The organism is Acinetobacter sp. YWS30-1 (assembly GCF_033558715.1).
Classification (GTDB): domain Bacteria; phylum Pseudomonadota; class Gammaproteobacteria; order Pseudomonadales; family Moraxellaceae; genus Acinetobacter.
The window spans coordinates 1,777,462-1,801,815 of sequence record NZ_CP114606.1 but is presented as its reverse complement, the minus strand read 5'-3'; the positions used below and the strand labels follow the sequence as shown (position 1 = coordinate 1,801,815).

General features: G+C 42.8%; 24 protein-coding genes. 11 read left to right on the top strand and 13 right to left on the bottom strand.

What is annotated here, in order from left to right; all coding sequences use genetic code 11:
• Window positions 1-74 precede the first annotated feature (74 nt).
• Window positions 75-518: a copper resistance protein NlpE N-terminal domain-containing protein gene (locus tag O4M77_RS08450; RefSeq protein ID WP_323713331.1), complete on the top strand. Its 444-nt coding sequence runs from the start codon at window positions 75-77 to the stop codon at window positions 516-518.
• A 275-nt stretch (window positions 519-793) separates the two neighbouring features.
• Entirely contained in the window at window positions 794-2,884 is a 2,091-nt protein-coding gene (dnaX, locus tag O4M77_RS08445) for a DNA polymerase III subunit gamma/tau (RefSeq protein ID WP_323713330.1), read from the top strand.
• Window positions 2,885-2,891: 7 nt separating this feature from the next.
• On the opposite strand, the gene O4M77_RS08440 is transcribed toward dnaX, so the two are convergent.
• Together O4M77_RS08440 and O4M77_RS08435 are read right to left on the bottom strand one after the other, a co-directional pair.
• Window positions 2,892-3,326 carry an acyl-CoA thioesterase gene (locus tag O4M77_RS08440; protein WP_004783911.1) on the bottom strand — a complete coding sequence of 145 codons (435 nt, stop codon included), beginning with the start codon at window positions 3,324-3,326 and terminating at the stop codon, window positions 2,892-2,894.
• Window positions 3,327-3,380: 54 nt separating this feature from the next.
• A complete protein-coding gene (locus O4M77_RS08435; RefSeq protein ID WP_323713329.1) occupies window positions 3,381-4,538 on the bottom strand; it encodes an iron-containing alcohol dehydrogenase in 1,158 nt (385 codons plus the stop codon).
• Between the two features lie 118 nt (window positions 4,539-4,656).
• On the opposite strand from O4M77_RS08435, the gene O4M77_RS08430 reads away from it, so the two are divergent.
• From O4M77_RS08430 to O4M77_RS08415, 4 genes are read left to right on the top strand one after another with little or no spacing between them, the layout of a single operon-like run.
• Window positions 4,657-5,166: a low molecular weight protein-tyrosine-phosphatase gene (locus tag O4M77_RS08430; protein ID WP_004783908.1), complete on the top strand. Its 510-nt coding sequence runs from the start codon at window positions 4,657-4,659 to the stop codon at window positions 5,164-5,166.
• Between the two features lie 3 nt (window positions 5,167-5,169).
• Entirely contained in the window at window positions 5,170-6,207 is a 1,038-nt protein-coding gene (murB, locus tag O4M77_RS08425; protein WP_323713328.1) for a UDP-N-acetylmuramate dehydrogenase, read from the top strand.
• A gap of 5 nt (window positions 6,208-6,212) precedes the next feature.
• A complete protein-coding gene (locus tag O4M77_RS08420; protein WP_262735854.1) occupies window positions 6,213-7,352 on the top strand; it encodes a YdcF family protein in 1,140 nt (379 codons plus the stop codon).
• The gene (locus tag O4M77_RS08415) at window positions 7,352-8,395 is read left to right on the top strand and encodes an alpha/beta hydrolase (RefSeq protein WP_005236036.1); all 1,044 of its coding nucleotides are present in this window, start codon (window positions 7,352-7,354) and stop codon (window positions 8,393-8,395) included. Before O4M77_RS08420 ends, O4M77_RS08415 begins: the two co-directional genes overlap by 1 nt.
• Before the next feature lie 83 nt (window positions 8,396-8,478).
• Here O4M77_RS08415 and O4M77_RS08410 read toward each other — a convergent pair whose 3' ends face one another.
• Window positions 8,479-10,149, bottom strand: a complete 1,671-nt coding sequence (locus tag O4M77_RS08410; protein WP_004783900.1) for an FMN-binding glutamate synthase family protein — start codon at window positions 10,147-10,149, stop codon at window positions 8,479-8,481.
• 460 nt (window positions 10,150-10,609) lie between these two features.
• On the bottom strand, window positions 10,610-11,632 hold the full coding sequence (locus O4M77_RS08405) for a WYL domain-containing protein (RefSeq protein ID WP_323713327.1): 1,023 nt from the start codon (window positions 11,630-11,632) through the stop codon (window positions 10,610-10,612).
• Window positions 11,633-11,873: 241 nt separating this feature from the next.
• Between O4M77_RS08405 and O4M77_RS08400 the strand changes: the two genes are divergently transcribed.
• From O4M77_RS08400 to O4M77_RS08380, 5 genes are all read left to right on the top strand, one after another.
• Complete coding sequence (locus tag O4M77_RS08400; protein WP_323713326.1) at window positions 11,874-13,433, top strand: circularly permuted type 2 ATP-grasp protein; 1,560 nt, start codon at window positions 11,874-11,876, stop codon at window positions 13,431-13,433.
• A 22-nt stretch (window positions 13,434-13,455) separates the two neighbouring features.
• Entirely contained in the window at window positions 13,456-14,058 is a 603-nt protein-coding gene (locus O4M77_RS08395; protein ID WP_323713325.1) for an alpha-E domain-containing protein, read from the top strand.
• Window positions 14,055-14,834 carry a transglutaminase family protein gene (locus O4M77_RS08390; RefSeq protein WP_323713324.1) on the top strand — a complete coding sequence of 260 codons (780 nt, stop codon included), beginning with the start codon at window positions 14,055-14,057 and terminating at the stop codon, window positions 14,832-14,834. Before O4M77_RS08395 ends, O4M77_RS08390 begins: the two co-directional genes overlap by 4 nt.
• Window positions 14,835-14,854: 20 nt before the next feature.
• Entirely contained in the window at window positions 14,855-15,589 is a 735-nt protein-coding gene (locus O4M77_RS08385; protein ID WP_004783888.1) for a proteasome-type protease, read from the top strand.
• Between the two features lie 114 nt (window positions 15,590-15,703).
• Window positions 15,704-16,135, top strand: coding sequence for a BLUF domain-containing protein (locus O4M77_RS08380; protein WP_323713323.1), 432 nt, complete (start codon window positions 15,704-15,706; stop codon window positions 16,133-16,135).
• Window positions 16,136-16,197: 62 nt separating this feature from the next.
• Here the strand turns inward: O4M77_RS08380 and alr are convergent, their stop codons facing one another.
• The 9 genes from alr to cyoB form a co-directional block, all read right to left on the bottom strand.
• On the bottom strand, window positions 16,198-17,268 hold the full coding sequence (gene alr / locus O4M77_RS08375) for an alanine racemase (RefSeq protein ID WP_323713322.1): 1,071 nt from the start codon (window positions 17,266-17,268) through the stop codon (window positions 16,198-16,200).
• A 231-nt stretch (window positions 17,269-17,499) separates the two neighbouring features.
• Window positions 17,500-18,939 carry a replicative DNA helicase gene (gene dnaB, locus O4M77_RS08370; protein ID WP_004783882.1) on the bottom strand — a complete coding sequence of 480 codons (1,440 nt, stop codon included), beginning with the start codon at window positions 18,937-18,939 and terminating at the stop codon, window positions 17,500-17,502.
• 217 nt (window positions 18,940-19,156) lie between these two features.
• Window positions 19,157-19,603, bottom strand: coding sequence for a 50S ribosomal protein L9 (gene rplI / locus O4M77_RS08365; RefSeq protein ID WP_004783880.1), 447 nt, complete (start codon window positions 19,601-19,603; stop codon window positions 19,157-19,159).
• Window positions 19,604-19,612: 9 nt separating this feature from the next.
• The gene (rpsR, locus tag O4M77_RS08360) at window positions 19,613-19,840 is read right to left on the bottom strand and encodes a 30S ribosomal protein S18 (protein WP_004278792.1); all 228 of its coding nucleotides are present in this window, start codon (window positions 19,838-19,840) and stop codon (window positions 19,613-19,615) included.
• Between the two features lie 12 nt (window positions 19,841-19,852).
• Complete coding sequence (rpsF, locus tag O4M77_RS08355) at window positions 19,853-20,239, bottom strand: 30S ribosomal protein S6 (RefSeq protein ID WP_004696436.1); 387 nt, start codon at window positions 20,237-20,239, stop codon at window positions 19,853-19,855.
• Window positions 20,240-20,523: 284 nt separating this feature from the next.
• On the bottom strand, window positions 20,524-21,402 hold the full coding sequence (cyoE, locus tag O4M77_RS08350) for a heme o synthase (protein ID WP_180017553.1): 879 nt from the start codon (window positions 21,400-21,402) through the stop codon (window positions 20,524-20,526).
• Between the two features lie 10 nt (window positions 21,403-21,412).
• A complete protein-coding gene (locus O4M77_RS08345; protein ID WP_171064814.1) occupies window positions 21,413-21,742 on the bottom strand; it encodes a cytochrome o ubiquinol oxidase subunit IV in 330 nt (109 codons plus the stop codon).
• Window positions 21,739-22,359 (bottom strand): cytochrome o ubiquinol oxidase subunit III, encoded by a 621-nt coding sequence (gene cyoC, locus O4M77_RS08340; RefSeq protein WP_004783873.1) that lies wholly within the window; start codon window positions 22,357-22,359, stop codon window positions 21,739-21,741. Before cyoC ends, O4M77_RS08345 begins: the two co-directional genes overlap by 4 nt.
• 4 nt (window positions 22,360-22,363) lie before the next feature.
• Window positions 22,364-24,352, bottom strand: coding sequence for a cytochrome o ubiquinol oxidase subunit I (gene cyoB / locus O4M77_RS08335; RefSeq protein ID WP_175967748.1), 1,989 nt, complete (start codon window positions 24,350-24,352; stop codon window positions 22,364-22,366).
• Between the last annotated feature and the right edge of the window lie 2 nt (window positions 24,353-24,354).

The window sequence follows — 24,354 nt, the reverse complement described above, 5'->3', positions numbered from 1 at the left end:
CTTGATTTGGGAGTTTAATCAGTCATTTAAAATATGCTATTTTGTGGCAAATTCCAGCGCTGCGAAATGAAATCATGAAAAAAGTAATACTGATTCCCTTAGTGGCAACCGGTGCTTTATTCGGTTGTCAGGATCAAACCCAGTCAGCTAAAAATACTATTGTTGAAGCCAAGGCGCAGATTCCAGCATGGGCGGGAGAGTATCAGGGTACAACTCCTTGTATGGGCTGCTTGTCGCGTTGTGATGATTGCCCAGGTATGGCTGTCATGCTAACTCTGTATGAAGATCAGACTTATACTTTGCAGCGTGAAAGCCTGAGTGGTCATAATGGGGTGGAAACCTTTAGTGGTCCGATTCGTTTTCAGGATGATTTTTATCAGAAAATTGAGCTGGTGAATGTATCAACTCGTAATTTATTGTATGTTGATCTGGAAGAGCATGTGCTGGAAATCCGTGAAGACAAAAGCGGTAAACGTTACCAGATGCAGAGTGATTTTATTTTAGGGCGATTCGCTTAAGCAGATTAAACTCAATTCTTTACCTTCGATCAGAAATTTTTATTTTTAAGATTGTATTCATCTACTCAAATAGATGGAAGATCAATAGATATTTTATCTTTCAAATATACAAAAACTATTCTGATATTTCACTCAGGCATAAAAATGGAGCAAACAGCTTCGAGATAGTTGATTTAAATCAAATTGATAGGCCTATCTCTCCAGATCATAACTGATTAATTCATTCACTATTTTATAAAAAAACAGTATGCTTAGACCTGTAAAAAGGAGCATACATGTATCAAGTACTTGCGCGAAAATACCGTCCCCGCAATTTCAACGAATTGGTCGGTCAAAACCATGTTTCACGTGCCTTAACCAGCGCACTGGAGCGTGGCCGTTTGCACCATGCCTATTTGTTTACGGGAACGCGTGGTGTTGGTAAAACCACGATTGCACGTATTTTGGCGAAGTGCTTGAACTGTGAAACCGGTATTACATCAACTCCTTGTGAGGTGTGTCCGACCTGTACCGCCGTCAATGAAGGCCGTTTTATTGACCTGATCGAGATCGATGCGGCATCACGTACCAAAGTCGAAGATACTCGTGAGCTGCTGGACAATGTCCCTTATGCGCCAACTCAGGGTCGTTTCAAGGTTTATCTGATCGATGAAGTACATATGCTGTCCACGCATTCTTTCAATGCTCTATTAAAGACATTGGAAGAACCACCGGAGCATGTCAAATTCCTGTTCGCAACCACAGATCCACAAAAGTTGCCGATTACAGTTATTTCTCGCTGTCTGCAATTCACTTTGCGTCCATTGGCTGTTGATGAAATTACCGAACATCTGGGCAATATCCTGACGAAAGAAAGCATTCAGGCTGATCAGGATGCGATCTGGCAGATTGCTGAATCTGCTCAGGGCTCGCTTCGTGATGCCTTATCCTTAACCGATCAGGCGATTGCCTATGGTCAGGGAGCGATCCAGCATCAGGATGTCAAAGACATGCTGGGCTTGATCGACCGAACAATTATTTATGATCTGATTCTGGCGATTCATCAAAACCAGAAAGCACGTGTCAGCGAATTGTTATTGCAGTTCCGTCGGCAGGCGCTGGATGTATCACTGGTTTTAGATCAGTTGATTTCTACCTTGCATGAACTGGCTTTATTACAATACCTGCCAGATTTAAGCCTGAAATACAGTGCCGAGATCAATCAAAAGATCATGCAGTTATCGGCTTTGATTTCAGCACAAGATTTGCAACTGTATTATCAGATTGCCTGTAAAGGCCGGGCTGACCTACAGCTTGCGGTTACGCAGGAGCAAGGCTTTGAGATGACGGTGCTGCGTTTGCTAGCCTTCCGTCCGCTACAGCCCAATGAAATTCCAACTAATACAGCTCAGATACAACAAGCTGTACCTGCTGCTTCAGCTCCACAACAAAATCAGATAACGCAGCAGGAAAGTGCTCCGGTTGCTCAAGCTGCTGTAGAAGATTTTTCATTAGATGCTGGTTATGAAGACGATCAGGATGATAATCCAGTCACTGCACAGTCTGAACCATCTTCGAATGATTTTCTGGATGAAGACGAGCCAGAAACCAATTCTGAGCCTCAAGTTATACAAGCTGAATCAACTAGGGTAGAACAATCTGAGTCTGATCAAATTGTATTTGATCCAAACCTGGAAGATGGCCTGTTTGGTTTTGACGATGTTCCTGCAGAACCTGTTCCATCCAGCCCTGAAGCCAGCAGTGATGATTTTCTTTTAGAAGAATTCATTCCTGAAAAAGATATTGCCGCACCAGTAGCACAGGAACCAGAGTTTAGTCTAGATGCTTCAGCTACTGAATCAGAACAAGTGGTTCATAAAGCAGATGAAAGTCAGTCAGAAATTTCTAATCAGACTAAGGTTGCATCAACTCAGATCGCAAATACGAATTTTTCTACAGACCGTAATCTGATGCCGCAGGATATTCTGCAAATTCCGGTACAGGATATGCAGGGTGAATGGACGGTAGAAAAATGGGAATTCTGGTTCCGTAATAGCCAGTTATCTCCGGCAGTTCAGGAACTGGCTCAGTATGGCATCATGACCGGCCAGATTAATGCAGCATCGGTCTTCCATATTCCAGAGCGTTATCAGCCGCTTTTGTCGCAGCTACAACATCATCTGGAAGCAGCTTTGCGGGAACAATGGCCGCAGACCATTTTCCAGGTGAAGTTTGAAGATGTAGAGCAGTTAACGCCATATACCATGCAGCAAGAACGTAAAGTACGCGCTTTTAAACGTGCAGAAGAGCTGCTGCATGCTGAACCGGCTATACGTGACTTGCTGGAACAGTTTGATGGTGAATTGCACAATATTCAGCTGAAATAAAATAATTTTAGGCTGAGACAAAACGCGCTAAAGCATCCCGCATTTCAGCTGGAATCGGGGTGCTTTTTCGTGTGTGGCGATCGACAAACACATGCACAAAACTGCCTTGAGCGGCTGCCGTATCAGAATTCATTTTAAAGATTGCCAGATCATAGCTGAGAGAACTATTCCCCATTTTTTCTATGGCGACACCTACCTCAATAATTTCCGGATAAGACAGCTCCTGATTGAACTGGCATTGCGAGCTGACCACCAGTCCAATCATTGGAGAATATTTGGGATCAAATGCGGCTTCCTGAATCAAAAGGGCATTCGCGGCCGTATCAAAATAGCTATAATAAGTGACATTATTGACATGGCCATACAGATCATTGTCTGCCCAACGAGTCTGTATCGGCAGAAAAAATGAATAATGTTCGCGTTGTTTAAGAGCTGCTTTCATATTTTTAAATAACTTGTAGTGGCTAGATCTGCTGTGTCGAAAATAATCCTAAATCTAATAGATCACCTGATAGATGTTGTAAGCATCTTCCAGAGTAAGTTCACGTGGATTGTTCTGTAACAGGCGGCTCTGTTTCATGGCATCTTCCGCCATAATCATCAGCATATGTTCAGGAATTCCTAACTGTTTGAGTTTCAGGGTTAAGCCACTTTTCACCAGATGGTTATTAAAATGATCAATAAACAGGTCAGTCAGGCCATCGTGACAGCCTTTGCTTTGTGGATCTAACCAGCACATCAGTTCGGCATAGAGCGATTTGGCATCCGGCGTATTAAATTTCATCACCTCAGTTAATACCAGTGCATTACTATGTCCATGCGAAATATGGAAATGTCCACCTAATGGATAAGCCAAAGCATGCACTGCACCTACTGGTGCATTGGCAAAAGCTTGACCTGCTAGCATCGAGCCGACCAGCATGTTTTGACGTGCGTCCAGATCCTGACCATCGTCCAGCACACGTTGCAGATTGGCATTTAACAGTTTTAAGGCATGCTTGGCCAGCATATCGGAATAGGGATTTTTTTTGATTTTAGAAGTATAAGCTTCAATGGCATGGACCATGGCATCAATGCCGGTCGCAGCAGTAATTAAGGGCGGCAGATTTTGGGTAAAGGTTGCATCCAGAATGGCAGTATCTGCAAACAGGATCGGTGCCACAATTCCGGTTTTTGTAGTTTCACCTGTAGTGACAATTGAAATCGGAGTAACTTCAGATCCCGTACCTGCAGTGGTAGGAACCAAAATCAAGGGCAAACGGGGGCCAGTAGCCTGATTTACGCCATACAGATCAGACAAAGATTGATGCTGTGCCGGATGACTCAAGATTGCAATCAGCTTGGCGACATCCATAGAGCTGCCACCACCAAAGCCAATTACGATATCGACATTTTCCTGTTTGGCAAAATCTGCTGCTTCAAGCACTACATGCTCAGGTGGATCGGCCTGTACATCGGAATAAATTGCATAATCCAGTCCCGCATCTTCAATAATTTCCAGAATAGGCAGGTGTAATTGATGCTGTAGCATGCCTGGATCAGTGACCAGTAAAACACGCTGATAACGGCCCTGTTTGAGAATAGAGGATAATTCCTGAATCGTGCCGAGGCCGGCGATGATGTTGGGAACGGTTTGAAACTGAAATCGATTCATGTCTTTATCCTTTAATTTTTATCGCAAATACAAAATTATTATGGGGCGGTGATATAGGATTCATCAGGTAAATAACTTAACATAAGTATCTTGAAAATGATTAACTCTGAGGTTGTTTATGTCATCCAGAACGCCATATAAGGTGTTATGTGTTTGTTTGGGAAATATTTGTCGTTCTCCCACGGCAGAAGTGGTACTCAGACATTATTGTGATGAACAGAAACTCGATATTGTGGTCGACTCAGCAGGAACCAGTAATTACCATCCGGGGAAAGCACCTGATTTGCGTAGCCAGCAACATGCCTTAAAACGGGGTTATGATCTTTCTGGCCTGCGTGCGCGTCAACTCAAAACCCATGATTTTATTGATTATGATCTGATTCTGGCGATGGATCTGGAAAATCTGGCAGATATTCAGGCGCTCCAGCATCAGGCAGAGGCAGAATTCGGACGCCTGCGTGCCCAGGTTGCTTTAATGAGTGAACATGATCAGCACTATCCAAAACAGGCTTTGCCAGATCCATATTATGGCGGGGCAGATGGTTTTGAACGTGTCCTGAACCAATGTGAGTCCAGCAGTCGGGCCTGGGTAGAAATTTTTAAACAACATCAAACAGAAAAGGTTTAAGTCATGCAGATTCAGACTCAGGTTCAACTTAAACCTTTTAATACGCTAAATCTCGAAGCGATTGCCGCTTACTACAGCCGGATCCAATCGACTGATGATCTGATTGCTGCACTGGAGTTTGCTGAGCAGCAACAACTGAATGTGCTGATTCTTTCTGGCGGTAGCAATATGTTATTGCCAGAACAGATTGATGCTCTCGTCCTGCATATGGATATCCAGGGTATTGAAATGCTGGAAGGAAATGAGCAGCATCAATGTCTGCGGGTAGGTGGTGGTCAGGTCTGGCATGACTTCGTACTCTGGACGACAGAACAGAAACTCTATGGTTTGCAGAATCTGGCCCTGATTCCCGGACTAGTCGGCGCATCTCCAGTGCAGAATATTGGGGCATATGGTGTCGAGGTTGGCGAATTTATTCATGCGGTAGAGGTCTATGACCGTAAGCTGAAAAAATTTGATTCCATTGCTGTGTCAGACTGTCATTTTTCCTATCGTCATAGTATTTTTAAAGATGATCCAACACGTTATGTGATTACATATGTTACTTTTAAATTATTAAAACAGGCAAATCTGAAACTGAATTATGGTGATCTTAAAGCAGCGGTGGGTGATAATCTCACAGCAGAAAACTTGCAGCAGCAGGTGATCCGGATTCGTCAGAGCAAACTGCCTGATCCTAAAGAATTTCCAAACGTGGGAAGTTTCTTTAAAAATCCTATCGTAAATCAACAGGTTTTTGACCAAATTGCTGTGCATTTTCCTAATTTGCCCCATTATCCGCAGGCCAATGGTCAGGTTAAAATGGCGGCAGGCTGGCTGATTGATCAGGCAGGCTGGAAGGGGAAACAGCTTGGGCCAGTAGGCATGTTCCATAAACAGGCACTGGTTTTGGTGAACTATGGTCATGCTTCTCTGACGGATGTCCGTCAAACCTATGGCGCAGTACAGCAGGCTGTCTGGGACAAATTCAAGATTATGCTCGAACCTGAACCGGTATTATTTGATTGTAAAGGCTTAATTCGATCTTATCAGGATAAATAACGTATATGAAAAACACCCATTGGATGGTCCGTTTAGTACAAATCGTCGCAGGACTGTTTGTATTTTTCGGCTGTCTGGTGATGTTGATCTATTCGCCATTTTATTCTCAGCTCGTGGTTAAGGGACTCAACAGATTTGTGTCCTTTGAAATTAACGAAGTCGCAGCACAAAGCCAGAAAATGGCTTCCCTGAGTGAAGATGATACGCTTGAACCGGGTTCTGATCAGTGGATTGCCCGTCAGGCTTATTTGCGTGTGATGGAGCAGGATATCCAGCAAAATCATTCTGCCAATCTGATGCTGATTCAGGCACGCTACAAGATACTGCAACAGATGATTGAAGAACATCAGCGTGAACAGCAGGAAGAAAAAGCAGAACAGAACCAGCCTGCACAAGTGCCTTTATTGTCCCAGCAAGAACCTGTGGAAGCCGTTGACCCGACTCAGAAGGTCCGCGAACTGCTGGAATGGGACAGTAATGAAAACAAGGAACGCATAGAGCAATATATTGAATTCTTGACGACTCATCCTCTGGAAGATGAAGAAGCGAGTGCCGTTCAGGTCACAGCGAAAGAAGAAATCAAGGAAGATCTGGCTTTACTGCAAGAACAGCAGCAACAGAAACCGGTCAATCAGTCTAAACCTTATGCCATTGTGGTCTTAGGTGGTGGTTTAACTTTACATGAAAATGGCAAGGATATTGTGGTCAATGACTATACCCGTTTGCGTCTGGAAACCACACTCGCAGTTGAAAAACAGTATCAGTTACCGATCGTATTGAGTGGTGTGGAAGCGCCGTATATGCAGCGCTGGTTACAAAATTACAATGTCGATGCCAAATTGCTTGAAGACCGCAGCATGAATACCTGTGAAAATACCCGTTTCAGCTCGTTATTATTGCAAAAAAAAGGTGGAGCACCGACTGTGATTCTGATTACCGACCGTTATCATATGCCGCGTACCCGTCGTCTGTTTGCATTGAATGGCATTCAAACTATTCCAGTGGAAGCACCGATGCCGAAGTCCTTGACCCGTTGGCGTCCAAGTCGACAAAATTATGATCATAGTCGCCGTGCCAATTATGAAATGCTGGCCACTATCCGCGATATGTGGTTTGGCTCCAGTGACTGTCGGGAGGTGCCTTAATGTCTGATATTCCGTTTTTAAATCCGACCATCCTGAAACAGCTGGATTTACCTGTGCCAAGCAGGGAAACAACACCACAGCTTTTGCAGCCCTTAAACCTGAATAGGGATGACCAGCCTACTATTGATCTGTTGTCTTATCGCAGACTGTATGGTTTTGATTTACTGGATTGCAAGCATTGGCAGGGCTATGTACAGATGCCGCTGTTTAAACTGCATGTGCAAGTATTTACACCTAATCTAGAAAATACCCGTTTTGACAAAATTCAGGGAACGGCGTTTCTATTACATGGATATCTGGAACATAGCGGAATTTATCAGCCGATCGTACGTGAGTTGCTGGAACAGGGCTTTAGTGTCCTGACCTATGATCTGCCGGGGCATGGTCTTAGCGATGGTTCATCTGCCAGTATCCAGAATTTTGATCATTACCAGCAGGTTCTGCATGCGGTATATCGTTATGTGAAGCATGCCGAGCAATTACCTAAACCTTGGGTTGGCATTGGACAAAGTACCGGTGGTGCGATCTGGATGCATCATTTGCTCGAATTTGCAGAACGACGCGAAAATCCGTTTGTAGATCGCGTGCTGTTATTGTCACCGTTGATTCGTCCAGCTAAAACTGCCTGGTGGCATAATCCGCTCGGTCTCGGCATTATTAGCCGGATCAAGCGTGAAGTACCGCGTCATTTCCGCCGTAATAACCATAATCCTGAATTTCTGCGTTTTATCCGACTTAAAGATCCTTTGCAACCCCGCATGATGGGCATGGACTGGATTCTAGCGATGTCACGCTGGATGCTGGAAATGGAAGCACGTCCAGCTTGCCGAATCCCTGTCTGGTTAGCTCAAGGTGCTCAGGATCAGACAGTGGACTGGCGTTATAATATTGAATTTATCCGTCGCAAGTTCCGCCTGCAAACTTTGTTAATGCTGGAAGAAGGTTCACATCAATTGATTAATGAACGTGCGGATATCCGTGCAGCACTCACAGGTTTAATTCCAGCTTTCTTACATGCGCATGGCAGTAAGACCTATTATTAGACTGTCACGCTTTCAATTAAAAAAGGCGTTTAAGTAAACGCCTTTTTCTTGTCTAATTTGACTAAGTTTTGATTCTTATAGGCTCAAAAACTTTCCAGTTTGGCCATATTCCACATACGGAAATAAAAGTTTTCCTCATCTTTATTTTCACAGTGTAATAATTCACCTTCTTTAAGCCAGAAATGAATCTGGGCAAAGTTCTTGATTTCATGATTGCTGATTCGCTGTGCTAGATGATGCGGTTTAATAGCAGAAGGATGTTTTAAACCTGCTGAAGCGATTAGCTCAGACAGGGCATGCATTGTATTTTTATGGAAATAAAATACTCGCTCGGCCTTAGTCGGGACATGCAGGGCTTTTTGACGCTCTTTATCCTGAGTAGTGACTCCCACAGGGCATTGATTGGTATGACAACTTTGAGCCTGAATACATCCGACTGCAAACATGAATCCGCGCGCTGAATTAACCCAGTCAGCTCCAAGTGCCATGGTACTGGCAATATCAAAGGCACTGATAATTTTCCCGCTTGCACCAATTTTAATCTTGTCTCTCAATCCTGCACCGACCAAGGTATTGTGCACAAACAAAAGACCTTCTCTTAAAGGAGTACCCATATAGTCAATCAATTCAATTGGTGCAGCACCGGTACCGCCCTCAGATCCATCTACCACAATAAAATCAGGATAAATTTTGGTATGTAGCATGGCTTTCACCATACTCATAAATTGCCAAGGTTGACCCAGACAAAGCTTGAATCCGACTGGCTTACCTTCAGAAAGCTCACGTAGTTGTTGAATGAAATTCATCATTTCAATCGGGGTTTTAAACGCCGGATGTCCAGAAGGTGAGACACAGTCATGTTCACGGCTAATCCCGCGAATCTGTGCAATTTCTTCTGAAATCTTGGCTTTAGGTAAAATGCCACCATGCCCAGGCTTGGCGCCTTGTGAAAGCTTGATTTCAATCATCTTTACCTGAGGAAGTTTGGCTTTTTCAGCAAATTTCACCGGATCAAACTGACCCTCTAAGGTCCGGCAACCAAAATAGCCGCTACCAATTTCCCAGACAATGTCACCGCCATGTTCCAGATGATAAGGGCTGATACTACCTTCACCTGTATCATGAAAGAATTTGCCTTTTTGCGCACCAAGATTCAAAGCCCGAACCGCATTGGCACTTAAACTCCCGAAACTCATAGCCGAGATATTCAAAATGGAAGCAGAATAAGGCTGGGTACATTGTTCATTGCCGATCAGAATGCGAAAGGTTTCTGGATCAGCAGGTCGGCAAGGGGTGAGGGAATGGCTAATAAACTTATAGTTTTCTTCATAAACATTCATGATTGAGCCGAAGGGCTTATCTGAATTTTCATTTTTGGCCCGTTGATACACCAGACTGCGCTGCATACGTGAAAATGGCAGGGCATCCCGATCCGCTTCAATAAAATACTGACGAATTTCAGGACGGAATTCCTCAAAGATAAAGCGAAAATGACCCATAATCGGGTAATTTTTTAAGATTGAATGTCTGTTCTGCAAAACATCATATAGGCCTAGCAGGCTCAGTAGAATACTGACGATCCATAACGTATTCACCAAAGTTGCCGGCATAAAATAATAAATATAGCGCGGCTCATAACCGATATGAAAAATCGTAAAAATAACGGCGATGGTGATGCAGGCAAACCAGACCGAATGCCGTGAAAAGAAAGTATTAAGTAATTTGTGTCGTACTAATTGCGCAGGGTTAGCCATTATGAAATTAAATCCCTATTTCCACTACGATAGTGTTTAATAATGTGCAGAGCTTGCTGGCTTATACAAGCACAGAATTGTTTTTTAATTTTATAAGCTTGCTGAAAATGGAATGATGGTGGTTATACCTGACTTTAAGATAGATAATAAATTTTCCAAATAATCTTCTATGGAAAAATTGTGCAAAAGGCATACATTCTTTTTATTTCAAAAACAGGCTTAAGCGCTCTATAGTGATTTTTATCCCCACAGCAGAAGTGTAAATTATGACAAAAAAATCGATCCGTTTTAATAATGCAGAGCTGGCTTGCTCATGTTATCAGACTCTTTAATTTCTAATGTGACACATCCGGTCTGTTTTCTGGGGCAAGAGGAAAGCAGACCGGCTCAGTAACAGATCACCAGAGCAATAATAAAAATAAAATGATAAATTGATCAGGTCCCCAAAATGGGGACTTTTTTATTTTTTGGAAGAGACTGAATCAGTTTCATTCACTTGGTAAACAGCATCTGCCACTATTTTTGGTTCGATATTTTTGATTTTATTGCCAAAACTTCGTAACCACCAAACCAGTTGTGAGGTAAAAGGCACAGTCGCACTAATCAGAGCCATACCATTTTCAATTTTTTCAATTTTTTGATCTTTGCTGAGCTGACTTTCTTCAAAATAGTGCGCATCAGATTCAGGCATGCTCAGTTGAAGCAATACATTTTCTGTTGGCTGATTAAAGTCGACCCGGAATCCTAAAGCGCCAGATTCAATATATTCATCAATATCAAAATTTACCGGGTGTAGGGCACGAGAATTCAGTACCACCGCTGATTTAAAACGGTGCAGGGCAAAGGTTTGAATATCCGATTTATCATGACGGGTACAGACCAGATAGATAATTGAACCTTTTTGTACTAATGCCAGCGGATTTAAAATATAGGTTTTCTCTTCACCATTATGCCCACGACCCTGATAAACACATTCCAGCTGTTTGTCCTGTAACAGGCCTTCGTAAATCGCCTGTTGGGCCGTTTTATCAACGACAGGCGGAATAAGCGGTTGGGTCGCAGGCACGATTCTGACCCGGTTAATCCATTGTCGTACGTTATTTTGTGAAGACAGGCTGCGTCGAGCCAGATCAAACCAGGGATTCATTTCTTCAATCAGACTAGGTGGTAGCAAATGTTTCAGGTGTTCTTCCACCATCATAAAGGTCACCGCTTGCGAACTGGTCATATGCGGCAAGCTTTGAATCGGGGCATCTGAACGCCAGCGCCAGCCCTGGGGCGTGGTTTTACTGCTCTCAATCGGGAAACGCTGGGCAATCTGGTTCAGATCACGCTGAATGGTACGCAAACTGATCTCGATCCCTTCACGATTCAGGATTTCCTGGAGTTCACGGGTTCCCATCCATTTGCCGGTAGAAAGACGCGACAAGATTTGCCATTGGCGGTAAAGGCTATTGGAGGTTTCTTTTTCTTGTGCTGACATAATGTATTTTTACTGGCAATCAGTGGAAACAAATTAAATATGAGCTTACCACAATAAGAAATCTGGATTTTTTTCGCAAGTTATTCTGCGCAACAATTGTCCTACAATCCGTAAACATCTTGGTGAAAAATGATATTGAGTGAATAGGCACTTTGCTGGGTTAATACAGACTTCGAAACGGATGTCATGGCATGGATATTGCTCTGATTTTATTATAATAGATTACAATGACGAGGTTTGTATGCTAAAAGAAAGCCAGGATACAAATACTATTACAACAGTAGAAAATCATACTGCAGCAGATTTAAGCAAAAATTTTACAGATACTACAGCACTCAATCTTTCAATTAAACATAGTCCGCATTTTTTATACCAAGAGATTTCTTCTAAATTTTTCAATGAAATGCGTGATCATCAGGTAATAAATAGCCAGGCAGGTCAACGACTTGAAGAATGGCTGTCACAGCATACCCTGGATGAGCTGAATCAGCTAAATGAAGTAGCAAAAGAACATTTTCTCTATGACGGTATTACGTTTACCGTATATGGAGATGAGCAAGGCACTGAGCGGACTATTCCTTTTGATGTAATTCCCCGGGTGATTGCCCGTAAACAGTGGAATATGGTGGCACTCGGTTCAGCACAGCGTGTTCAAGCCTTAAACCTGTTTCTGCATGATATTTATCATCAGCAGGATATTCTTAAAGCCAATATTGTCCCTGAGCTTCAGGTGCTCACCCATGAAGCGTATCAGCCACATATGTACCAGCATCATTTGAAAGGCAGTATCTATAGCCAGATTAGCGGGATTGATATTATCCGGGATTCCAAAGGTGAATTTTATGTACTGGAAGATAACCTGAGAACGCCATCTGGGGTGTCTTATATGCTGGAATGCCGCAAGATCAGCCAGAAGTTAATGCCAAAAGTGTTTGAGCAATCCAATATTGCCGGTATTGAACAATATCCAAAACTCTTAAAAGAAATTCTGGCGGAAAATGCTTATACCGATAATCCATTCATTGTGGTTTTGACCCCGGGTCGTTTCAATAGTGCATACTATGAACACGCTTGCCTTGCAAGGGAGATGAATGTGCCTTTAGTGACATCACGTGATCTTTTTGTTGAGAACTCGAAGGTTTATGTAAAAACAATACGTGGGCGTCAACAGGTTGATGTTATTTATAGAAGAGTCGACGACGCCTATCTTGATCCACTGTGCTTTAAACCAGACAGTACTTTGGGTGTTCCGGGCTTAATGTCCGCCTATTTACAGCATAATGTTGTAATCGCAAATGCCCCGGGTACAGGTGTGGCAGATGATAAATCGATTTATCCTTATGTCGATAAAATGATTCATTTTTATTTGGGTGAAAAACCGATTTTAAATAATGTTCCAACCTACCAATGCCGTAATCCGGAAGATCTGGACTATGTGTTGGCAAATTTGGATCAGCTGGTCGTCAAGGAAGCACAAGGTTCTGGCGGTTACGGCATGCTGATTGGGCCACAAGCCTCTCAACAGCATATTGATATTTTCAGAGATAAAATTTTAGCTGCGCCGCATTTATATATTGCGCAGCCAACTTTGGATTTGTCGGTCAGTCCGACTTTAAGCAATTTTGGTATTGCTGAACGACATATTGATCTGCGTCCTTTTGTCTTGAGCTCACCTTACCGCACTGAAATTGTGCCAGGTGGTCTGACCCGGGTAGCCATGCAGGCAGGCTCACTGGTGGTCAACTCATCGCAAGGCGGCGGGATCAAAGATACTTGGGTAGTCGACAACTTACATTCATAACATTCCAAAGAAGGATAACGTCATGGTTTTGTTAAATACCAATGCGCAACATATTTTTTGGTTAGGCCGTTATTTATCTCGTACCCAGTTTTTATGTTCGCATTTTCCATTTTTAGATGATGAGGCCGCTGTGGCTTATGCACATGCTTTCTGTTTGCCTGCGTTTGATGCCAGTTCATTAAATGAGCTGGTTCTGGATAGTACCCAACCGACTTCATTTACCCAACAGTTTCAGGTGGCAAAAGACAATATTCAGGAATTACGTGGTGTATTGTCTGGCAAAGCCTATTCCGAACTACTGAAACTGATTAAAACTGCCGATCAGAATGCCGGTTATATCTGTGATGTCGTGACAGATTGTGCCGAAATTCTGGAAGCAGAATCATCAGATGTATTTCTGTTTTTCAGTCTGGGCCAATGTCTGGAACAGCTTGATCAGCAGTTACGTCTCGGTGAGGATACTACCCGTACCTTATGTAAAATTGATTATATTGTGGATACGCTCTGTAAGATTGGCTGGGGCAGTGTAAAGCAATACTGGACACAGTTACGTGCTGCACCTGATCTGAAGCAGTTTTATCAGTTTAGTGATCATATTCATCGCTTGTTCGAGGCTGATGTATGAAATTGATGGTGAATCACCAAACGCAATATACGTACACAGCCGAGGTGAGGAACAGTATTCAGTACATCAAAATGATGCCTTCCACCAATGAACACCAGAAAGTGCATTATTGGGATGTCAGTGTACCGGGTCAGAAAGTGATTCGGCATGATGCCTTTAAGAATCTCTGGATGACCAGTACACAGCGTGAATCCTATCATAGCCTGATGATCATGGCACAAGGCATCGTTGAGCTAAATCTCGCGCATGAGCAGGGCTTAAATGATTCCTTAAATCCCTATCTGTTTTTACAGCCGACTGAAGCCACAAAATGCAATGTAGAGATGAAGGGTTTTGCAGAACGTCATGTTCCATCATTAACCCGCAAACATCTAATCGGCCTGGCTCACGCCGTACTCGAACACGTTCCTTATATATCAAATAGTACTTCGGTACAGGGTTCTGCGATTGATGCATTTGAAGCACGTCAGGGCGTCTGTCAGGATCACAGTCATATTTTTATCGCCATGTGTAAACATTTAGGTTTACCATCACGTTATATATCAGGTTATCTTTATGCACAGAATGTCTCACATCTGGCGAGTCACGCTTGGGCTGAGGTATTTATTGAACAGGCATGGTACTGTTTTGATGTGAGTAACCTGTTATTTACGCCTAGTGCGCATGTCTATGTTGCGGTGGGACGCGACTATTGGGATGTTGCACCGGTACGTGGTGTAAGAGAAGAAGGCGGTGTGGAATCCATGTATTCCATCGTCCAGGTACTAGGATGTTAATTCATTAATAAGGACAAAAAATGACGTATTGTTGTGCCCTTCGTTTAGAGCAAGGTATGCTATTTATCAGTGATACACGCACCAATGCTGGTGTGGATCACATTTCGGTATTTCGAAAATTATATACCTTTGGGGTAGATGGGGAGCGCGTTATCGTACTCCAGGCTTCCGGAAACCTGGCAACAACACAGGCGGTAATCGGACATATCAGAAATCAGCTGGAACTCAGGCAGGAACCGAATATCCTGAGTTTACCGACCATGTTTGATGTCGCGGAACTGGTGGGTAATACGCTCAAAAAAGTAATTGCCAATGTGACGGATGATAGTTTAGAACAAAGTACTTACTATTGTAATTTCCTGGTCGGCGGCCAGATTAAAAATCAGGAAATGCAGCTTTATCATATCTACCCGCAAGGTAATTTTATTTGCGCGACACGGGATACGCCATATTTCCAGATTGGTGAGAGTAAATATGGTAAGCCGATTCTGGATCGTGCCTTGACCTATGATATGCCACTCGATGAGGCATTACGTTGTTCTTTGATTTCTTTTGCTTCTACCTTACGTTCAAATGTATCGGTCGGAATGCCACTGGATGTACTTGTCTATAAAAAAGACAGCTTGATGATGCCGAAAGGTAAACGTATTGCCGAAGACGATGAGTATTTTACGGATATTAGCCGGCAATGGTCAGAAACTTTAAAGAAAGGCCTGGCTGAATTACCCACCCCATCGAATGACTATTTCTTATAATATTTATAGAATTATAAATAATTTTTTCTTATAAGAATTAGTAAAAATTGACCGTTTAGTATACAGTGCTAACTTCTATACGATATTGCATAGATAAGAATAGAGGTTAGCCGCATGTACCAATTTTGTTATGCCAGTGAAAGTACCTCGTCCAAAGCCGACTTACTTCAAGATTTAACGGATATCCTTAAAGAAGCACGTGATTTTAATCATCCTAATCAAATAACAGGGGTGCTTTATTTTGCTGATGGACATTTTTTCCAGTGCCTGGAAGGGGAATGTCTGGTTTTAAAAGCTTTACTGACAGAGAGACTGTCTAAAGATCCACGCCATAAAAATATTAAACTATTTGAAACCAAAGAGATTGAGCAGCGTACTTTTGGCGACTGGTCAATGAAATACATTTCTAAACGTAGTTCCATTCAACAATTCTGCCAAAAGATGGGATTTGAAGTTTTTACGCCTAATGATTTTAACCAGGAACAAGTAGATGCTTTATTACTTGAACTGTCATTAATCGAAAATGAAGAACAAAAATCAGCTTAAATACTGATTTTATAAAAAAGCCCAATTTATATTGGGCTTTTTTATTTTTGGCTAGTTTTTCTTTAAACCAGTTTGCGTACCGGGCGGGCAGACATACGGCAAAGTAATTCATAACCAATGGTGCCATTCGCTTCAGCCACATCATCGACCAGACGGGATTTGCCCCATAGTTCAACTTCAGTACCCAGTTCAAGATTGAGACCAGTTGCATCAATAGCAATCATGTCCATTGCGACACGGCCAATCACACGGGTTTGCTGACCATTAATCGCTACATGGTTCTGTTTCGGGAAAGCACGTGGATAACCGTCACCATAACCGATAGAAACAATGGCCAAGGTCATGTCTTTGTCAGCAGTAAAAGTTGAACCATAACCGACATGTTCACCCGCTTTGATATTGTTTAGTGCGATCACTTCGGCAGTAAAAGTCATGACAGGTTTTAGATCCAGATCGTGTACAGTTTTGTCGGCAAATGGAGTCGCGCCGTAGAGCATGATGCCCGGACGGACAAAGTCAAAATGCAATTCTGGATATTTATAGATCGCAGCTGAGTTACAGCAAGAACCCATTAAAGGTGCGCAGTCATTTTTTACTTCAAGAAACTGCTGGATTTGCTGTTCATTGAGAGGATGTTCCGCATCAGCATTGGCGAAGTGCATCGCCAGCACGCAGGTAAAACCTTCTGCTTTTAGTTGATTGATCACGTCTTTAATCACATCAATTTTAAAGCCAAGACGGTTCATACCGCTGTTGAGTTTTACCCAAACTTTTAAGCCTTTGGCAATATAGGCTTCTTTATTTGCCAGTAACCAGTCCAGTTGTGGCTGATGATGCACAATGACTTCAATATTGTGATCGATCACAACCTGCATTTCATCTGCAGAGAAAATGCCTTCAATCAGCGTAATGGGTTGCTGGTAGCCGAGTTCACGAATTTCCAGGGCTTCTTCCAGACAGGCGACCCCAAAGGCATCACTATCTTTTAAGGCTGCTAAGCAGTCTTTAACTCCATGTCCATAAGCATTGGCTTTGACCATGCTGACGATTTTAGCGGTTGGGGCAAGTTGTTTGACACGGTTTAAATTATATTGTAGTGCTTCACTGTCAATATAAACTGTAGCTTGGCGCACCCTAGATACTCCTGCGGGATGACAAAAATAATATCGTGTGGAACACACAAAAGAGGGAGAGAAATAACAGGATTGTGAAAACAAAAGCGGTCATTTCAAAATTGCAAATATTGTAGACCTATCTACTATAAATGGACATGCTCATTTATATAATTTCATGCACAGCAGGCATTCTAAATAAAAAAGAGACCATTTCGGCCTCTTTTTTGGAATCAGATTAACCTTGAGTGCTTACTCTTCATCATCATACTGGGCATAGAACTCAGGAGAGAGGTTACTGAAACGGGTATATTGACCTTCAAATGCCAGACGAACTGTACCAATTGGACCGTTACGCTGTTTACCGATAATAATCTCGGCAGTACCGGCTTCTTTCGATTCCTTGTTATAAACCTCGTCACGGTAAATAAACATGATCAAATCGGCATCCTGTTCGATCGCACCAGATTCACGAAGGTCAGACATCACCGGGCGTTTGTTTGGACGGTTCTCCAGAGAACGGTTCAACTGTGATAAGGCAATCACAGGACATTGCATTTCTTTGGCCAAGGCTTTTAAGCTTCGGGAAATTTCCGAGATCTCGCCTACACGGTTATCACCCATACCCGGCACTTTCATCAACTGAAGATAATCGACCATGATACAACCAAGTTTACCACCATGCATTTTGGCAATACGACGTGCACGTGCACGAACCTCAGTCGGTGGTAGTGCAGAGGAGTCATCAATATAAAGATGCTTTTCCTGTAAATGCACAATGGTACTGGTCACTTTTGACCACTCATCACTATCCATTTTACCAGCACGTAAGTGACCTTGATGCACCCGGCCGAAAGAGGAAATCAAACGCATCGCAATCGAATCCGCTGGCATTTCCATCGAATAGACCAGCGCAGGGAGGTTGTTGTTAAACAGCACACTTTCGACCAGATTCATGGCAAAGGTGGTTTTACCCATAGAAGGACGGGCTGCGACAATAATCAAATCGCCGGCCTGCATACCGGAAGTTTTATTGTCCAGTTCTACGAAGCCCGTAGTCAAACCGGTAATTGAACCTTCTAGTTGAGATAGTTCATTTAGCTTATCGAATACATCAGCTACAACTGTGTTAATCGCTTTTGGGCCTTGAGCCTTGGCATTGTTATTATGTTGTTCGGCAATCGAGAAAATATTAGTTTCAGCCAGATCCAGAATTTCACTCACCGGACGGCCTTTAGTGTCATAGGCATTCTGTAAAATTTCAGAGCTGACCTTGATCATGCTACGTAAAGTAGAGAACTCTTTAATTTTACCTGCGTAGGTTTCCAGGTTATAGAAACTTGAAGGGGAGTCAGCCATCAGCTGCATTAAATATTCTTCACCACCGACCGCATCGAGTAAGTTCTGTTTGATGAGCCAGTCATGAACCAGTACTGCATCATAAGGCGAGTTTTCTTTAGAAAGCTGTTCAATGGCACGGAAAATATATTTATGCCGGGTCGCATAAAAATCATTTTCGGTAAGTACATCGCCGACTTGTTCAAAAGATTCAGCCACAGTCATAAGGGCAGCAAGTACAGCCTGTTCAATCGCTAAATTGTGCGGAGGAGTACGGAACTCCTTGAGTTGGGTATCAGCAACAATTTCTGGTTTAGCGGTAGGTGCCTTTTTGCTGGCATTCGCCTGTGACATATAAATCCCTGATTTTAAATACAATGGTCAAATATTGTCGGAGATGAATAAGGTTTATTCACTACGAGATGAAATGATACGCGGTCTGATCCAAAATGCGAAGTGCAATTTTTTGTGAACGCGAAGAATAAATTGAATTTTCTACTGTTGAGCAGATTATATTTTTTAGAGATAAAAAAAAGAGCATGCCAAAGCATGCCCTTTTTTCGGTGAGAAATTACTCAGCTACGATAGTAACCAGAACTTCTGCAGCAACATCATGGTGCAATTGGATTGCGATGTTGAATTCACCAGTGTTGCGAAGCGCGCCATTTGGAAGACGAACTTCAGCACGGTCAACTGTAAGACCAGCATTTGTCAACGCGTCAGCGATGTCACGAGTACCGATTGAACCGAACAGTTTACCTTCATCACCAGCTTTCGCAGTGATTACGATGTTAACTTCGTTCAATTGGTCAGCACGTGCTTGAGCAGCAGCTAATACTTCAGCTTCTTGTTTCTCAAGTTCAGCACGACGAGCTTCAAAAGCAGCAGTGTTAGCTTCAGTAGCTGCAACTGCTTTACCTTGAGGGATCAAGTAGTTACGGCCGTAACCAGCTTTAACTGAAACTTTATCACCAAGTTTACCAAGGTTTTTAATGCGTTGTAATAAGATAATATCCACAGCTCAACCTCACTTATGATTGTCAGTGTAAGGGATCAAAGACAAGTAGCGAGCTTGTTTGATAGCAAGTGCTAGCTGACGTTGGTAACGAGCTTTAGTACCTGTAATACGGCTAGGAACAATCTTGCCGTTTTCAGTGATGTACTGTTTTAAAGTGTCGATATCTTTGTAGTCGATGTACGTAACGTTCTCAGCTGTAAAGCGGCAGAACTTGCGACGACGGTAAAAACGTGCCATGTTAGGTTCTCCTTATGCTTCAGCAGAGTCTTGAGCTTGTTGTGCTTCTTCACGTTGAGCTTTACGCGCACGTTTTTCTTCAGCACTCTTAGCCAATAGTGACTCTTCAGTGATAGCGTTTTCACGACGGATGATAAGGCTACGAATGATTGCATCGTTATAACGGAACAATTCTTCTAGCTCATCAAGAGTAGTTTGACCACACTCAACATTCATCAGAATGTAGTGAGCTTTGTGGATCTTGTTGATTGGGTAAGCCAATTGACGACGGCCCCAGTCTTCAAGACGGTGGATTTGACCTTCAGCTTCTTTGATGTGAGTTAGGTAACGTTCTACCATACCCACAACTTGATCGCTTTGGTCTGGATGTACCAATAGTACGATTTCGTAGTGACGCATTGTCAGCTCCTTACGGTTTAAACAGCCCCAATTTAAGTGAAATTGAAGCAAGGAGTCACAACCTTGGTTGTGTCGCATAATATGCGAAGCGTGAAGTTTAGTGGTTTTGGGGCTGAAATACAAGCAAATCTTGCCAGATGATGAATGTTTAAGCAGGTATGGAAACAAATGAAAAATTTACAAGAGGGAAATTTCTAGAAGAAACAAAGTTACTTTAAGTAAGCTTGAAAGGAACTAGGTATTTAGCAGGAGAAATAAAAAAGATAGAGTAAAACTCTATCTTCTTAAAAAAATATGATTGGATTCTGTGGGGCAGTAGAAGTAAAACTGAAAATAATACTGATCACGGTAATCAGTTTGACCGAGAACATGAAATACTGTTTTGCCCATGCCTGATCATCTTCAGCTTTAAAGCCCTGAATACTGAGATAGATCCAGTAAAGCGTCATCAGATTCAATATCACCAGATAGATCCAGTTTGCATAACCATAAACAAATAAAGCATTCATGGTGATTCCGAACAATATCACGTAGATCAAAGACTCGATCTTGGTGCGTCGAATTGAACGGGCGACAGGCAGAATTGGAATGCCTGCATTTTTGTAATCTTCAAAACGGTAAACTGCAATTCCCCATGAATGAGGCATTTGCCAGAGTGCATACCCAAGAAAAATCAGTAGGGCACCCAGGTCAAACTGGCTTGCAACTGCGGTATAGCCGATCACAGGCGGTGCTGCGCCAGAAATACTGCCTACCAGTGTTTGGTGAATAGTTGTTCGTTTTGTCCATAAGCTGTAAAAACCAACGTATACGACAAAACCAATAACTGCGAATAGGAAAGCGTATGCATTTACCCAGAACCATAAAATGCCAAAACCGATCAGACCCAATACAAAAGCAAAGGCGAGAGCAACAGGTACAGATATGGTTTTTTTGACAAGTGCGCGATTTTGAGTGCGCTGCATTTTTTGGTCGATGTCCTGATCAATAACGTTATTGACCACGCATCCTGATGCCACTACTAGAGTAGTACCAATAAGGGTAAGAAGCAGGAGAAGGAAATCTACAGAACCTTGAGTGGCTACGAAGTAGCCACCCAAAGTGGTAACAAAGTTACCGAAGAGAATTCCTGGCTTAGTCAGGAATAAATACTTTTTCAGCATGACAACCAGTTTAGATCATCATGTTGTAGTGCAGGTAGTTCATGATCCATACAGAACCCACTAAAAGAATAGCGATGGTTAAGATGGTATACACAAATGCAATTACGTTCCAGCGTTGCTCTGAAGAAGAGTTCATGTGCAAGAAGTAAATTAATTGCACAAGAATCTGAGCGACTGCAGTAATTGCAATAGCAGTAATCAAGATACCGCGGCTAAAACCACCTGCCATGACCATACCGAATGGAATTACAGTAAGGACAACAGACAGGATGAAGCCAACAGTATATTGCTTCATGTTACCGTGTGATTCGCCAGCAGCGTTATGATCATGACTCATTATAGAACTCCCATCAAGTAAACTACGCTGAATACACAGATCCATACGATGTCAAGGAAGTGCCAGAACAAGCTTAGGCACGCAAGACGACGAGTGTTAGGTAGAGTCAAACCATATTTCTTGATTTGAATCATTAACACGATCATCCATACCAAACCTGAAGTCACGTGGATACCGTGCGTACCTACCAACGTAAAGAACGAAGACAGGAACGCAGAAGTGCTAGGGCCATGACCAGCATGAACTAAATGATTGAACTCATAAAGTTCCATACCGATGAAGGCAGCACCAAATAACCAAGTGATCGCTAACCAGGTAAGAACCTGACCAACGTTTTTCTTGTAGGCAGCTAGAACGGCAAAACCAAAAGTTACGGAAGAGATCAAAAGGGCAAACGTTTCAGTTAAAACGAAACCTAATGAATCACCAAACAGATCACGCGCGCTTGGAGTGCCTAATGGAACGTGGCTACTTAAAACAGCGAATGCAATGAAGAGTGTACCGAAAAGGATAAGGTCACTCATCAAGTAAGTCCAGAAACCAAAGACAGTGATGTCGGTATCATCGTGATGATGATGCTCATCGTGTCCGTGGTTATCGTGATGAAGTACTTCAGCCATGGTCTTAGTCCTTCTTCAAGTGTTTTTCAAGGATCGCATAACGTTCACCTTCAATACGCTCAACTTCAGCAGCAGGAACATAGTAATCCACTTTCTTGGTGAAAGAAGACACGATGAAGCTGATGATAGCTGCTACGAAAGTAACCGCTACTAACCACCAGATGTGCCAGATTAACGCGAAGCCCATAACAGTGATGAACATTGCGATAATGAAACCAGCAGCACGGTTAGTCGGCATATGGATATCTTCGTACTTCGTAGGTTTTGCATAAGCAACACCGTTTTCTTTCTCGATCCAGAAAGTATCAATACCATTGATCTTTGGAAGATGAGCAAAGTTATAGAACGGAGCAGGAGAAGATGTAGCCCATTCAAGCGTACGACCATCCCATGGATCGCCAGTCAAATCTAGACGTTGATCGCGTTGTAGGAAACCAACAACGATTTGCATGATGAAACATACAATACCAAGTGCAACAAGAACTGCACCGAACATTGCGATGTTTACATACGGATCCCAGTCTGGGTTATCAAATGTATTCAGACGACGAGTCATACCCATGAAACCAAGGATATAAAGTGGCATGAATGCAAAGTAGAAACCGAAGAACCAGAACCAGAATGCTGCTTTACCCCAAGTCTCATTCAGTCTCCAACCGAACATTTTCGGCCAGTAGAAGATGATACCCGCGAACATCGCGAATACTACACCACCAATAATTACGTTATGGAAGTGAGCGATCAGGAATAAAGAGTTGTGTACCAGGAAGTCCGCTGGTGGAACTGCCATCAATACACCTGTTAAACCACCGATACCAAAAGTCACAAGGAAGCCAAGTGTCCATAGCATTGGGGTAGTGTAAACAATACGACCCTTGTACATGGTGAACAACCAAGAGAAGATTTTTACACCAGTAGGAATCGCAATAATCATGGTCATGATACCGAAGAACGCGTTAACGTTGGCACCTGCACCCATGGTAAAGAAGTGGTGGACCCATACAACGAATGACAATACTGTAATTGCAACTGTTGCATATACCATTGATTTGTAACCGAACAACGCTTTACGAGCGAAAGTCGATACAACTTCAGAGTAAATACCAAATGCTGGCAATACCAGAATGTATACTTCTGGATGACCCCAAGTCCAAATCAAGTTCACATAAAGCATTGGGCTACCGCCTAGCTCGTTTGTGAAGAAGTGGAAGCCGAAGTAACGGTCAAGAGACAGCATTGCAATAGTAGCAGTCAATACTGGGAATGCCGCGATAATCAATACTGCTGTACATAAAGATGTCCAGGTAAAGATTGGCATTTCCATCAGTTTCATGCCAGGCGCACGCATTTTGATGATGGTAACGAAGAAGTTAACACCCGTTAATAGCGTACCCAGACCTGAAATCTGCAGTGCCCAGATGTAGTAATCCACACCGACGCCAGGAGAGTATTCAATGCCTGATAGTGGAGGATAAGCCATCCAACCAGTCGCAGCGAATTCACCTAGAGCAAGTGAAACCATCATCAAACCTGCAGCACCAGCAAACAGCCAGAAGCTTAAAGAGTTTAATAATGGGAATGCAACGTCACGTGCACCGATTTGAAGCGGTACAGAGATGTTCATTAAACCAACAACAAGACCCATTGCCACGAAGAAGATCATGATCACACCGTGTGCGGTGAAGATCTGGTCATAGTGTTCTGGGTGCAAGTAACCTTCGCCGCCACCTTTTGCAAGGAACTGCTGAAGACGCATCATGATCGCATCGGCGAAACCACGTACCAGCATGATCACTGATACAAAGATATACATGATACCAATTTTTTTATGGTCTACAGATGTGAACCATTCGTTCCACAGGTAGCCCCATTTTTTGAAGTAGGTAATACCTGCAACAACTGCGATACCACCTAAGATCATCATTGCAACAGTTACCAGTACGATTGGATCGTACGGAATTGCATCTGGACCTAACTTACCTAAGAAGCTCATGA